This window comes from Marinimicrobium alkaliphilum (assembly GCF_003259155.1).
Classification (GTDB): Bacteria; Pseudomonadota; Gammaproteobacteria; order Pseudomonadales; family Cellvibrionaceae; genus Marinimicrobium_A; species Marinimicrobium_A alkaliphilum.
The window spans coordinates 480259-493833 of sequence record NZ_QGMQ01000001.1 but is presented as its reverse complement, the minus strand read 5'-3'; the positions used below and the strand labels follow the sequence as shown (position 1 = coordinate 493833).

Below are 13575 nucleotides of genomic sequence, written 5' to 3'. Positions count from 1 at the left end.
GCGGTTTTGAACAGTCACCGGGCCTACAGCCGCACTTGTTGGCGCTCTAGGCATGGTGGGCCCCCGATAAGGCATCTTCTTCGACCGGGGCGGCGCCCTCGTCCTGCTGCATGCTGGGTGGGAACTGGATATCCAGGTCTTCCACGGATAGCTTGCCGGAAATTAGGCGGGGGAGGAGGAGGTCGCGGGTGTTGGTGAGATTTTTGTCTTGCTCCAGCATATTTTCAATTGATTTAAGGATTGGGGCAGACCGCTCAGTGAACTCCTTAACTATTTCTTCGCTTGGCGAGAGAATTTCCAGCTTCTTGAAAGTGCCTTTTGTTAACTCTGGGAATGTTGCTCCTCCACACAACTGCTCGAAGTACGGCTTTGCCGATTTTAGCCATTGATAAAGATAAGGCAGAGGATATTTCTCGTTAGGTATGCAAGTGATAAAGCCCTGATTGGTACAGGCAGGAGTCGTATTTATGCCAATCGCACCGATGGTTGCGCGACTCGTCATCATTACTGAATATGAGGGAAACAGTCTTGCTGAACTCCGAGCTAGCCCCTCTTCAGAACAGCGATCTTCTGAATCTGGAAGAAATATACCCGAAGAACCAGTAATATCCGAGGGCGTAAACCAGTTTACTGTCCCATCAGTCCAATAGCTTGGCACCGCTTTTGATGGAGTGCCACCGCCGGTAAAATCGAATGCATCTTCAATTTTCTGCATCGCCCAGCCCTCCGGCACACCTTTCACAAAACGGGTATTCTGATGACCGGGAAAGCGCAGGCGCACAAACCATTCGCGGTAGAGTTCCTCAGCCATTTTTTCCAGCAGCGCGATGCGGCGCTTATTGATTTCGATCAGATCGTCATAGGCCGTCAGGATGGCGGCGATTTTGCGTTGTTTATTCTTTGGAGGAACAACAACTGGAAGCTTACCTTGGCCTGTAATCCCCAAATAAGCCCGAGTCGCGCCACCTCCAGCCCACATTGACAAAGTTTGCTGAAAAAGACTGCTATCGAAATAGTGGCGCAAATAGCGTTTATCTACAACTTCAGGATTCTTGATTCGGTAGTAAGTCACCTGTGGAGTGAGCATTATATATGGGTTAGCCTCATCTCCCACCAAAGCGGTTCTACCAATGGTTGCTTTATGAGTTACTAAAACATCACCCGACTTGGCGAACCCTTTTCGAAGTCCATCAGCTTGTTTTTTAGTTATAAAGCTGCAAGAGTCATAATTAATCCGGCCTTGTACGAGGTCATTTGCCATAATGAATGGAATCCCCTCGGAGACATAATCAGCAACCTTAGGGTGCTGTTCTCCATGATTGCCATCCATCGGGCGATATAGCACCCCCTCAGCTACTAGTTGCTCGACTGTCGTAAACCGGAATGTGTCGTCAACGATTCCTATTTTCTTGAGATCACTCATTCATTGGTTCCAGTAATCGCAATCACGTTAGCGGCAATTGTTTTCTGTAGATCCACAGAAGAGTTAAAAAGCTCATTTAATTCATCATTCATTGACATTGTTTCAGCAATAAACTCCTCCTCCGTCTTTCCATCCTCCTCAATCACCACACCCACATACCGCCCCGGATTTAACGAATAGTCCTGCTCTTTCACCTCCTCCAGATCGGCCAGCTTGCACAGGCCGGTAACGTCCTCGTATTTTGCCTCGGGGAAGCGCTCATGCAGCCAATGGATATGGCCGAAGCTGCTTTCGGCGTTCTTCACTTCTTTATGCAACTCTTCCAGCGCGGCTTTCAGTTGCCGGGTGGCGCGGTCGGCGCTCTGGCGTTTGCCGGCCTGTTTGGCGGCCTCCGCCAGCGTTTTTTCATGGCGGCGTACGGCCTTGTCGATTTGCTTTAGGCTGTCGTGCAGGGTGGTGAAAAACGGGTCGAAGGTGGCGCGCAGGGTGTGCTGAGCACGGTTCTTCTTAGCGGCGGTTGCGTTGTCCGTGTGTTTTTTCTGGTAGGCGGCCCAAGCTTTTTGCAGGGGCGCGAGACCTTTCCAGGTATCCACCAGACTGGCTACGGCTTGTTTGCCGACCTTATCATCCAGCACCGCCAGCAGTTGTTCAGCCACTGGCTCCACCTGCTGGCGATTGTCCGTCAGCCGCGCCATGCCTTGCTCGAAGTAGTGGTCGATGAGTGCAACAAACTCATCCCGCCGGCCCTTGTGCAGGCGGCTGATAATGGCGATATTCTGGATCTGTTCTTCCGAGAATTCCCGATGGGAGCTATCGATGGGGGTAAAGATATTACGCGCGTCGATAAACAGGATGCGCTCGTCCGTCTTGCCCTTATCGAAGAACCACAGGGTGGCGGGCAGGGTGACGGTGTAAAACATGTTCGACGGCAGGGTGAGCATGCCGTAGATCAGGTTGTTTTCGATCAGGGTCTGGCGAATGTCGGCCTCGGAGTGGCGCGCATCCGAGGCGGAGTTAGCCATGACCATCGCGGCGCGGCCACCGGGGCATTTGTCGTCCGGCTCCCGCAGCGATGTGGCGAACAGATTGATCCACAGGTAGTTGGCGTTGGGCACCGTCTCCTTGCCCTGTTCGGATTTTTTCGCCTTGGTCTTTTTGCGCGGGACGCCGTAGGTGTTAAAGCGCGGGTCTTTTTCCACGCCGGAGAGCGACACTTCATCGACGTTGAACGGCGGATTGGCCAGCACATAGTCAAAGTTGCCGAACGAACCGAAGTGATCGTCGTAGTAGGAAATGCCCTGCAAAATCTGCCCACGCAGGCCGTTGACGGCCAGGTTCATGCGCGCCAGCTTGACCGTTTCCGAGCTTTTTTCCTGCCCGGAGACAAATACGCTGGTGTCCTCGCCCTGGGCTTCATATTCGGCTTTGTGCTTTTCAATAAACTGCGCGGATTGCACAAACATCCCGCCGGAACCACAGGCGGGGTCGAACACGGTGCCGCCGTGAGGCTCGATGATTTCCACCATCAGCCGCACCACCGAGCGCGGGGTGAAGAACTCACCGCCGCCCTGGCCTTCGGACAGGGCAAACTTGCCCAGGAAGTATTCGTAGATCTGGCCGAACACATCGCCGGTGGCGTCGTCCGGGATATTGTCGAACTGGCGCAGCAGGTCGAAGGGCAGCAGTTTGGTCTCTTGAGTGCGGGTCAGCCGATAATACTCATCCTTGGGCAGGCTGCCCTGCAGCTCGGGCTTGTACTCCTCGATGGCCTCCATCGCCTTTTCAATGGCCTTGGCGATGTCCTGTTTCTCGGGCAGGTTCAGCAGGTGGCTGTAGCGGGCGTGATCCGGCAGGTAAAAGCCGCACTTGGCCACTGCGATTTCGTTCAATTTCTTTTCCCGGCGCGTGCCCTTGAGCTTCTGGTATTCCTTGAGAATGGCTTCTTCATGGCGCCGGTAATTGATGTCGGCAAACTTGAGGAAGATCAGCCCCAGCACGGGTGTGCTGTATTCCGAGGCTTTGAGGTCGGAATTGGCACGCAGATTGTCGGCGGCGGCCCAAAGGTCGTCTTCCAGTTGTTTCAGTTGCTCTTTGTTCAATTTGTGTCCTGCATTCTGGTTGTGAGGGATCGCGTTACACTATTTTCAGCAGGAACCTTTCCTGATCTAAAGCAGGAAAGGTTCCCATGTTTACTCTGGCGGCCGTTATAACATGCGTGCCGGCCGCTGTCATCGAATGCGCTGCTCCAGCTCCAGCCCTATCCCAACTTCAACCCCTGCAAATCCCTAGGCGTAGCACCCAAATCCCTCCAATTCTCCGGATGGCAGGAAAACAACAGCACCTGGTGTCGGCGGGCGGCGTCGAACAGGATGCGTTTCATCTGGTCCAGGCGCTGGGCGTCGCTGTGGACCAGGGCATCGTCCAGAATGATGAGGGTGGGTTTGCCGGCTTCGCGCAGCAGGTCGGCGTAGGCCAGGCGGCTGATCAGGCCCATCTGTTCGCGGGCGCCGTAACTTAGGGACGACAGGTCGCCCCGCTCTTCCCCGGTGCCCTGGGGGCGCGTCAGGGTGGTGGGCATCAGGTTTTCATCCACACTCAGGTGGGCCTGGGGAAACAGCAATTTCAGGTAGTGGTTCAGGTGTTTCTGCAGGGGCGCCTGCAACTGACGGGTCAGGGCCTGGCGTTTGTCTTTGAGCAGGCTGAGCAACAGGTCCAGCGCCTGGGCGCGCCGGGTCAGTTCGTCCCGGCGCTGGGCGAGGCGCTGGTTGATCTGCGCTTCTTCATCGCGTTTTTCTTCCAGGCCTTGGGCGCCCTGCTCTTCCAGTCGGACTTGCAGGTCGCGTATGCTTTGCGCCCGCTCTCGCGCCTGGGTTTCCATCGCCTGGGCGGAGGCGGTGAAGCGTTCGATGTCCTGCTCAAGCACTTCGGGCTGCGCTTCATCAATCTGGCGTTGTCGGGCTTCGATGGCGGTGGTGAGCTGGTGCTCCCGGGCTTTGAGATCGGTCAGTTCCTTATTGGCGCCTTCTTCGCGCGCTTTACGATCCGGCGCCTGCAGTTCGGCGTTGAGCTTGTTCCATTCCGCGTGGGCGTTAGCGCTGGCCTGCTCCGCCAGGCCATGCTGCTGTTGGTGTTGGTTGAGGGCGTCTTCGGCGCGCTTGAGTTCAGCGCGGGCCGCATCCAGGTCGGCCTCGGCGTTTTCTTCCGAGGTCACGTCCGCTTGTACTTCGGGCAATTGCTCCAGCTGTGCGCGCAGTGCTTCCAGGCGTGCGCCGTCCTGCTCAGCGGCCGAGCGCAAGGCGTCGACGCCTTTGGGGGCGAGGATATCCAGCCGCGCCTGATCGCGCTCTATAGCTTGCGCCAGCCGCTGACTTTCAGCGGCGCGCTGCTCGCCCTCTTCCAGGCTGGCTACGTCGAGGCGGCGCAACAAGCTGTTCTGCTCGGACTGCAGAGCTTGCTGCTGACGCTGCAGGTCCGCCACGTCGGTGCCGCCGGGCTGGATGTGCAAGCGGCCGACGCCGGGAATGCGCAGTTCTGTGGCCTCTACCAGCAGGGTTTCTCCCTGCCCGGTGACCGTCTTGTCGCCGACGGTGATGGACTTTTCCGGTTCCAACTCATAGTTCAAGCGGGTAGCGAGTGCTTTCTGTCGGATGGCCAGCTCCGCCAGCGCTTGCTCCGTGCGTTTCAGTTGGCCGAGTGCGGTCGGGTCAATGTCCTTGGAGGGCTGTTGTGCTTGCAGCCCCTTTAAGGTCTGATGCAGTTCGGTGGCCTGCTTGAGCGTATCCGCTTGTTGGCTTTGGCGTTCGGCCAACTGATCGATCTGCTGTTGCAGCCGTCCTCGCTCCGCCTGGTGGCGGGCTTGCTCGCGTAAGTTCCGGGCGCGCTCGTAGGCTTGCTCTGCGTCGGCGCGGCGTCGTTCCAACTGTGGCCGACGGTCGCGGCATTCCTGCAATTGGGCTTCGGCCTTGGCTTTGTCCTCGGCGCGCTGTGTCAGTTGGTGCTGCTGGTTTTCAAAGTCTTTCAGTTGCTGGCGATACACCGCCTGGCTTTGGCGGCAGGCGTCCAGTGCCTGCTGGTCCTGTCGCTGTTCGCTCTGCCAGCGTTGGACTTCGCTCAGTTGGCTTTTCGCGGTGTCGGCTTTTCGGCGCTGCTCTTCCCAGGGGCGGGCGGCATCAATGGTCTGTTTCTGTTCAATGAGTACGCCGAGCTGATCCACCTGTTGGCGATACTGTTCGACGGACTGGTTGAGTGCATCGAGGCGTTCCTGACTGTGTCGGTAGTCCTCCTGCACTTTTTTGTATTCTTTGGTTTCCTTGCCGGTGCCGGTCAGCAGTTCGGCGCGCTCTTTTTCCACCCGGGCGATCAGCTCGTCGCCGCCGCTGCTGGCCACTTCGCCCAGGCTCTGGCCCAGCGCCGACTGGAGGTGTTCGCCGGCGTGGTTGACCGGCCCCTGGATATCCTGCACCGCGCCCTGCTCCACCCACAACAGCCCGGGGATGCCCCAGTGTTCGGCTTTGCTGGCGCCGCGCCCGGGGAATTGATAGCCGAGCATCTCGGCCAGCTTTTCTTCTGCCTCTTCGCCACTGAAGTGTTGGCTGCCGACTTTGAGGTCGCAGCGCTTTTTGCCAAGGAAACGTTTGTTGAGCGCCCAGTGCTCGCCCTGCCAGTCGAATTCCAGTTCGATTTCCGGGGTGGCCGAGGTGTCGCCCCAGGGTTGCAGGTCATCCACGCTGCTGGATTTGTAGCGCTCGAAAAAGGCGGCGCGGATGGCGCGCACCAAGGTGCTTTTACCGGACTCGTTGGGGCCGACAAACAGGTTGATGCCGTCGGTCAGGTCACGGATTTCCAGCGGCTGCCGAAACTGTTTGAGTTGGTCCAGCTGCAGACGGGTCAACTTCATTGGGCGGTCTCCGTCGGTTCACTCTCGGAAACCAGGCGGGTGTCGCGCAGCATGCCGGCCAGTATCGCCAGGGCCGCGCGTGCGGTGTCAGAGCCTTCGCCCTGGCCTTCCTGACGCTCGCGCAGCTCGCCAATCACCTCGCCAACATAACCGTCGGCGTGCAGTGCGGCGATGTCGTCTTCGGTGGGTATCAGGTTCAGGCCGGACAGGTGTGACTGAAAGCTGCGATGGCGGGCCTCGGCCCCACCGAGGTATTGCAGCAGCGTCTGGTAACCGGCCAGATCCACTTCGCCGTCCAGGGTCAGGTCCACCACCGAGCGCGGCGGCAGTGCGTCCAGCTCGGCGATCAGCCGCTCTATATCGCTCGCCACGACCAGGGTGTCCTGGTGCTTAATCCACTGGAACTGGCCGATGCTGTGGGGCTGCACCTGGGGTTCGGCACCGGGCTGCTCAATATCGACAACCAATGCCTGGCCGGCGCCGTTGTCCTTGAATCGTTCCTGCTCCGGGGTGCCGCTGTAGCGGGTACGGGCATCGATGGTTTTGTAGCCGTGCCAATCCCCCAGGGCAAGATAGTCCAGCCGTGCAGTGGCGGCCCGGTCTGCGGCAATGGGGTTGGTGGAGTCGATTTCTTCGGCCAGTTGGCCCTCGACACTGCCGTGGGCCAGGCCGATGCGCACCAACCCCTTGGGAGTCTCAGCGCGATCAAACCATTCGGTGAGGTCGTCGTAGGTTTGTCGTTGGGTCAGGGGCGCCGGTATGACCGCAAAGCCCAAGTGCTCATAAACCCGAACCTCGGGCGCAAGCAGTAGGTCGACATGCTCCGGCACCGCACCCAACCGCTGGGCGCGGGTCCAAACGCTTTCGGCGAGGGCGGCGTCGTGGTTGCCGGGTAGTAGCAGCCAGGGTCCGGTAAAACCGGCCATGGCCTGGAAGGTGCGATGGATGGTGCGGTCTGACACGGTCTGGGCATCGAACACGTCCCCGGCGACCAGCACGGCATCCACGGCCTGCTCGGTGGCCAGCGCTGCCAGTCGCTCGATCGCGGTAAAGCGGGCGTCAGCCAGTATCGAGGCGTCTTCTTCCGCGAAACGGCTGTACTGGCGGCCGATCTGCCAGTCGGCGGTGTGGAAAAAGCGGGGCATGGTGCCGGGTCCTGTAGTTGGACTGAAGAAGCGGTGCCGCTAATTACGGCACCCGCTCTTTTGACGGGTTGGCCGTGAGGTCTTTCAGGGAGCCAGAATTATACTTATGGATAATGCTGGACACAAAAGTTTGATACGGAATCCCCTCTCGCAACGCCCTACCGGGTAGGCCAGTCATTAAGCTGCCCAGGATGCCCACTGAAAAGTTGCCCGTAACAGGGCCCGGTGATAGGCTTGCGGCTCCGTTTTACCTACCGTTGGTAATAATGTCCTATTTACCCGCTCAATATGCTGTCCTGTTTGCCGATGTGGCGGGTAGTTCGTCACTGTACGGCAATTTGGGCGACACCCATGCCAAGGCGTCCATCGATAAGTTGATGGCGCTGATGCTGGACACCACCGGGCAGCATGGCGGACGGGTGATCAAGACCATTGGCGACGAGGTGATGGCCTGTTTTGAAGGTCCCGAGTCCGCCTGCCTCGCAGCGCTGACCATGCAACGGGAGTGCGCGCGCGCCAGCAATAGCCCCGCCGGGCGCCTGCGCATCGGCATTGCCTTTGGGCCGGCCCTGGAGGATCGCGGCGATCTGTTTGGCGATACGGTCAACGCGGCAGCTGCCATTACCCATATTGCCCGCGCCGGGCAGATTCTGATCAACCCCGACACCTTCAGGCAGCTACCGTCTGCGCTCTGCAAGCAATGCCAGGCCTTTGATCAAGTACCCCTCAAGGGCAAAGAACAGGCGCATCTTATCTACCGCTTGCTGTGGGAGACCTGTCCCGAAACCCAAAGCGCCACCACGGTGATCTCGCTCGATGAAGTCAACCTGCGCATGCACGGACTCTCGATAACGCTGACATTGGGCGATCAGACAATCACCATACAGCCGGAAGATACACCCTACCTGATTGGCCGGGATCCCAGCCGTGTGCACCTGCACGTGGATACACCCCTGGCCTCGCGCGAGCACTGCCAATTGCTGTTTCGCCGGGGCAAGTTTGTGCTTGCCGATCACAGCACCAACGGTACTTATGTATCGGGCATTGACCAACCGGAAATCTATCTGCGCCGGGAGGAACTGCCCCTGACCGGTGCCGGGCGTATTGCGCTGGGCGAGTCAGTAGAACAAGCTTCCGGGCCGCTACTCTTCTACAGCACCTCGCTTTAACCCCTTAGAGAAAATGTACACGAGAAACTATGACTGACACCACCACCCCTGCCCCACTGCCGCAAGCCGGTCTGCTCCGCCGCCTCGCCGCCATGATCTACGATGGCCTGCTGTTGATCGCGGTAATCATGGCCTACACCGGTCTGGTCACCTGGATCAATCACTTGCTGCGCGGACCGTTAGAGGACGATATGCCGGTCTACCCGGGGCTTTGGGGGTTGGTGGTGTTTGCCGGAATGATCGGCTGTGTGGTGGGCTTTTTCTGCCTGTTCTGGCGCCGTTCCGGCCAGACGCTGGGGATGAAATCCTGGCGCATGGTGCTGGTCGACGACGACACCGGCAAGGTGCCCAGCCTCAAGCGCTGCCTCTGGCGTTGCACGCTGGCAGGCCTGTCGTTTGCCACCCTCGGGCTGGGTTATCTCTGGCAGTGGTTCGATCCCGAGCGCCTGGCGCTGCACGACCGCCTGAGCCGCACGCGCCTGCTTGTGGTGCCCAAGGGCCGCTAACCGGCCCGTTTGAGCAGGTACAACCCAAGCCCGAAACAGAAAACGATCGGGGCCAATACGGCGAGAATGGGCGGAAAGCCGAACACCAGACTCGACGGCCCCAGCAGCGCCTGGGACAGGCGGAACACAATGCCGAAGACCACCCCGGTAAAGATGCGCTGCCCCATAGTCACCGACCTGAGCGGTCCAAACACGAAAGAAATGGCGATCAGTACCAGACTCGCGGTCGCCAGCGGTTGCAAGGCCTTCTCCCAGAACGCCAGACTGTAATCCGAGGCATCCAGGTTCTGCTCGCGCAGGAAGTTGGTGTAATAAAAGAGGTTGCTGATCGACAGCCCCTTGGGCGGCAGGGCCATGATGTTGAACAGGTTCGGGGTCAGGCTGGTGTCCCAACGGCGCAACAGAGTTTCACCGGTGCGGGTACGATCGCCGTCAAAATAGGTGGTCGCTACGCTCTCTTCTTGCCAATGCCCCCCCATATAGGTGGCCTGGCGGCTGTAGCTGGCCTGCTCCAACTCCCGATCCTCGTTAAACCGGTAGCGGGTCACGCCGTAGAGCACCCCGTTGGGCAGAATCGCGTTGACGTGCAAAAAGTCGTCTCCTTCGCGACTCCAGATGCCCTGCTGGTGCTGAATGGTCTGCCGCTCCAGTGCGATTGCCCGGCGGCTCTCGGCCACTTGATCGGTGTAGGGCGTGACATACTCTCCGAGCAACAGCCCAGCGGCGATAAAAATGAACACCGGCTTGAGCACCATCCAACTGATCCGGCCGGTGGACACGCCAGCCGCGCGCATGACCACCAACTCACTCGACCCGGCCAGAATCCCCAGCCCCACCAGGCAACCGATCAGGGTCGCGTAGGGCATATACTCGTAGACCTGCCCCGGTGTGCTGTAGAGGACGTAAATCAGCGCCTCGTAGACGTTGTAGTTGTCGCGCAGACTGCCGAGCTGGTCGATCATCGAGACCACAAAGTCGAGCGAGAGCAGCACGATCAACACCATGGCGATGGCGCCAGCCACCGAGCGCGCGACGTAGCGATTGAGCTTACGCATGGGCGGCCCCCTGGGCACGACGTGCGCGCCGCTTGCCCTGCCAGAGCTTGAAGTTATCCCAATTGAGCATCACCAACGCCAGGCCCAGGAAAAACGGGTGCACCACCCACAAGCCCGGACTGAGCGGCCAGCGGCCGGATTCGGTCGCCCCGCGCAGGGTACTGAGAATCCCCAGATAGAGCATAAAGGTCACCACCGCCGGCAACAGTTTCATGTAGCGGCCTTTGCGCGGACTGGTGTGACTGAAGGGCACCGCCAGGATGGCGGCCACCAGCACCAGGAGCGGCAAGGATAAGCGCCACTGCAAGGCCACCAGGCTCTCCAGGCTGCCCTCGTCCATCAATTGGCGCGTGGTCTTGGCATCGGCGCGGTTGCGCAAACCCGCCTGGATGTTGGGCGGTTGCATATAGTGACCGTAGAGGTCAAACGCCGTCACCTGAAAGTCGTGACTCCCAGGAATACCCTCGTAGCGTCTGCCGTTGTAGAGGTTGAGGTAGCGCTGGCCGTACGTCTCGTGGATTTCCTGCTGGCCATACTCGGCCACCACAATCGCGGTGCGCTCCTCACCCACTTCATCCGCTTCCGAAAAGGCCACAAACAGGTGGTTCAGGCGCCGATTGTTGTCGCTCAGGGTTTCCACATACATATCCGCGCCGCCGCTCCCGAGCCCCTGGAAGCGTCCCGCCTGCACCCGCTCAAAATCGCTGCGCACCCGCTGTTCGGCAAGCAGGGTCTCCGCCTGACGGATCCCCAGGGGGCTGATCCACAGACTCAACGCCGCCACCATGCCAGCGATAAACAGCGCCGGTATCAGCGTGTAGACCACCAATTGCGCCCGGCTGACGCCACAGGCGGAGAGCACCACCATTTCACTGTCGGTGTAAAAGCGGCCGTAGGCCATGAGAATACTCAGGAAAAAACCGAGCGGGATCACCAACTCCATAAAGCCCGGCAGGCGGTAGCCCATGATGGTGAAGAGCACATTCACCGCGATGTCACCTGAGGCCGCATCGGCCAGGTAATTCACAAAGCGACCGCTCATGATGATCAGCAGCAAGATGCTGGTCACCGCCACGGTGGTAACCATGACTTCGCGGCTGAGATAGCGGAAAATAATCAACGTTCGCCAATCCTATTGCTTCGAAACGAGCGCGGCCCCACACCAGGGCGCGGAAAAGTGTGGCATTATCCCGCACTTGAAGGCGTTTGTCTCGACCCCCATTGAAGAGTAGAGTACTAAAATTTGGGACTCAAGCTGGCTCGCCGGTGTCGGGTATCCCTGTGCGGGACACGCCGTGAACCCATCCCTGGGGGCTCGACTGCCGCCATCCAGGCGGCAGACGGTCCCGCACAGGGATACCCGACACCGGCTCACACCGAGCTTTCGGCACCCAACTTTTTACATTGAAACCGGAGAATTTTCATGCAGCTGCACGCCAAAGTGATCGACCCCGTCAAGCACCGCACCGACTGCCTGCTGGTGGGCTGTTATCAGGATGGCACTCTGCTCCAGGACGCTGACACTGTCGACCGCGCCGGCGACGGAAAAGTCCGCGCGCTGATCAAACGAGAAAAATTCCAGGGCAAAGCCGGACAGACCCTGCTGATCCATGACCCCGCCGGCCTCAAAGCCGAGCGCCTGTTGCTGGTGGGTTTGGGCAAACCCGAGTCCGACGGCCAGGTGGGCCCGGACAACTACCGCACCGCCCTGACCAAAGCCCTGGCCCAGCTCGGCAGCAGCGCCTGCCGGGACGTGACTGTCGCCATGAGCGAGATCGCCGTGAACGGGCGCGATATCGAATGGTGCGCGCGTCAGGCCGCCGAGCTGCTCGGCGCCCAACTCTATTGCTACAGCCACACCAAAAGCCAGAAACCGGAAACCCACTTCACGCCCAAGAGCCTCACCTTTACGTGCCTGGACAAGCGCCAGTGCGCCAGTGCCCAGCGCGGCCTTGAGGTGGGCAGTGCGATTGCCGAGGGCCAGAACTACGCCCGTGAACTGGGCAACCTGCCGGGCAACATCTGCACCCCGACCTACCTGGCCAACGAGGCCAAACGCCTGGCCCGCAACCAGCCCAAGCTGAGCGTCAAAGTGCTGGACGAAAAACAGATGAAAGAGCTGGGCATGGGTGCCCTGCTCTCGGTATCCGCCGGCAGCGAGCAGCCGGCCAAACTGATCGTGATGGAATACAAAGGCGCCGCCAAAAGTCAGGCCCCCATCGCCCTGATCGGCAAAGGCATCACTTTTGACACCGGTGGCATCAGCCTCAAGCCCGGCGCGGGCATGGATGAAATGAAATTTGATATGTGCGGCGCGGCGAGCGTGCTCGGCACGGCCAAGACCCTGCTTGCGCTGCAACCGGCGTTGAATGTGGTGATGGTTGTCGCCGCCAGCGAAAACATGCCCAATGGCCGCGCCACCAAGCCCGGCGATGTGGTCACCTCCATGTCCGGTCAGACCATCGAAGTGCTCAACACCGACGCTGAAGGCCGTCTGGTGCTGTGCGATGCCATTACCTACACCCAGCAGTTCAAACCCAAGGCCATGGTCGATATCGCCACCCTCACCGGGGCCTGCGTCATCGCCCTGGGCAACCACGCCACCGGCCTGTACAGCAACCGGCAGGAACTGGCAGACACACTGCTCAAAGCGGGGATAGACGCCAACGACAAGGCCTGGCAGATGCCCCTGTGGGACGAGTACCAGAAGCAGCTGGACAGTAACTTTGCCGATATGGCCAACATCGGCGGGCGCGAGGCCGGCAGCGTCACTGCCGCCTGCTTCCTGTCGCGCTATGCCAAGGACACCCCCTGGGCGCACCTGGACGTGGCCGGCACCGCCTGGAAGTCCGGCGGCGCCAAAGGTGCGACCGGTCGCCCGGTGCCCCTGCTGGTGCAATACCTGCTGAGCCAGTCGTAATATGACCCATATCGACTTTTACATTCTGCCGGAAAGCTCCCGGGACGCCCGGGAGCAATTTGCCTGCCGTCTGGTCGAAAAAGCCGCAAGCCTCGGACGTCAGGTGCTGGTGGCGGTGGATACCGAAGACCAGGCACGGACCCTGGACGATGCGCTCTGGTGCTTTCGCCCGGAAAGCTTTTTGCCGCACCGGTTGATTACCGACAGCGATGCGCCCGAAGCCCGGATTGAAATTACCTGGAACGGCCAGCCCAGCGGCGAGCATCACGACGTGCTGGTCAACCTGAGCGACGAAGTACCGGAGTATTTCAGCCGCTTTCAGCGTCTGAGCGAAGTAGTGGTACAGGATGAGACCGTACTGGCAGCCACCCGCCGCCACTACGGCTTTTATCAACAACGGGGCTATCCCATAGAGCACCGCAAGATTGGACAGGCGTAACCGCGACGCGAGCGACAAGGG

10 protein-coding genes are annotated in these 13575 nt (G+C 59.7%); 4 read left to right on the top strand and 6 right to left on the bottom strand.

All coding sequences use genetic code 11. From position 1 onward, the window contains the following. Nucleotides 1-46: 46 nt before the first annotated feature. The 4 genes from DKW72_RS02255 to DKW72_RS02240 all read right to left on the bottom strand — a co-directional run bounded on the left by DKW72_RS02255 (nucleotide 47) and on the right by DKW72_RS02240 (nucleotide 7465). On the bottom strand, nucleotides 47-1423 hold the full coding sequence (locus DKW72_RS02255) for a restriction endonuclease subunit S (RefSeq protein WP_157960371.1): 1377 nt from the start codon (nucleotides 1421-1423) through the stop codon (nucleotides 47-49). After that, nucleotides 1420-3522 (bottom strand): type I restriction-modification system subunit M, encoded by a 2103-nt coding sequence (locus DKW72_RS02250; protein WP_111640676.1) that lies wholly within the window; start codon nucleotides 3520-3522, stop codon nucleotides 1420-1422. The genes DKW72_RS02255 and DKW72_RS02250 overlap by 4 nt, the downstream gene beginning before the upstream one ends. Before the next feature lie 158 nt (nucleotides 3523-3680). Beyond that, a complete protein-coding gene (locus tag DKW72_RS02245) occupies nucleotides 3681-6320 on the bottom strand; it encodes an AAA family ATPase (protein ID WP_111640675.1) in 2640 nt (879 codons plus the stop codon). After that, complete coding sequence (locus DKW72_RS02240; RefSeq protein ID WP_111640674.1) at nucleotides 6317-7465, bottom strand: metallophosphoesterase family protein; 1149 nt, start codon at nucleotides 7463-7465, stop codon at nucleotides 6317-6319. The genes DKW72_RS02245 and DKW72_RS02240 overlap by 4 nt, the downstream gene beginning before the upstream one ends. Before the next feature lie 266 nt (nucleotides 7466-7731). On the opposite strand from DKW72_RS02240, the gene DKW72_RS02235 reads away from it, so the two are divergent. Beyond that, on the top strand, nucleotides 7732-8634 hold the full coding sequence (locus DKW72_RS02235) for an adenylate/guanylate cyclase domain-containing protein (protein WP_198411187.1): 903 nt from the start codon (nucleotides 7732-7734) through the stop codon (nucleotides 8632-8634). 29 nt (nucleotides 8635-8663) lie between these two features. Next, complete coding sequence (locus tag DKW72_RS02230) at nucleotides 8664-9140, top strand: RDD family protein (protein ID WP_111640672.1); 477 nt, start codon at nucleotides 8664-8666, stop codon at nucleotides 9138-9140. Here the strand turns inward: DKW72_RS02230 and lptG are convergent. Both lptG and lptF read right to left on the bottom strand, forming a co-directional pair. Next, on the bottom strand, nucleotides 9137-10195 hold the full coding sequence (gene lptG, locus DKW72_RS02225; protein WP_111640671.1) for an LPS export ABC transporter permease LptG: 1059 nt from the start codon (nucleotides 10193-10195) through the stop codon (nucleotides 9137-9139). The genes DKW72_RS02230 and lptG overlap by 4 nt on opposite strands. Continuing rightward, entirely contained in the window at nucleotides 10188-11315 is a 1128-nt protein-coding gene (gene lptF / locus DKW72_RS02220; RefSeq protein WP_111640670.1) for an LPS export ABC transporter permease LptF, read from the bottom strand. Before lptF ends, lptG begins: the two co-directional genes overlap by 8 nt. Nucleotides 11316-11618: 303 nt before the next feature. Here lptF and DKW72_RS02215 point away from each other — a divergent pair, with 303 nt between their 5' ends. Beyond that, nucleotides 11619-13115, top strand: a complete 1497-nt coding sequence (locus tag DKW72_RS02215) for a leucyl aminopeptidase (RefSeq protein ID WP_111640669.1) — start codon at nucleotides 11619-11621, stop codon at nucleotides 13113-13115. Between the two features lies 1 nt (nucleotide 13116). Next, complete coding sequence (locus DKW72_RS02210) at nucleotides 13117-13554, top strand: DNA polymerase III subunit chi (RefSeq protein ID WP_111640668.1); 438 nt, start codon at nucleotides 13117-13119, stop codon at nucleotides 13552-13554. Nucleotides 13555-13575 lie beyond the last annotated feature (21 nt).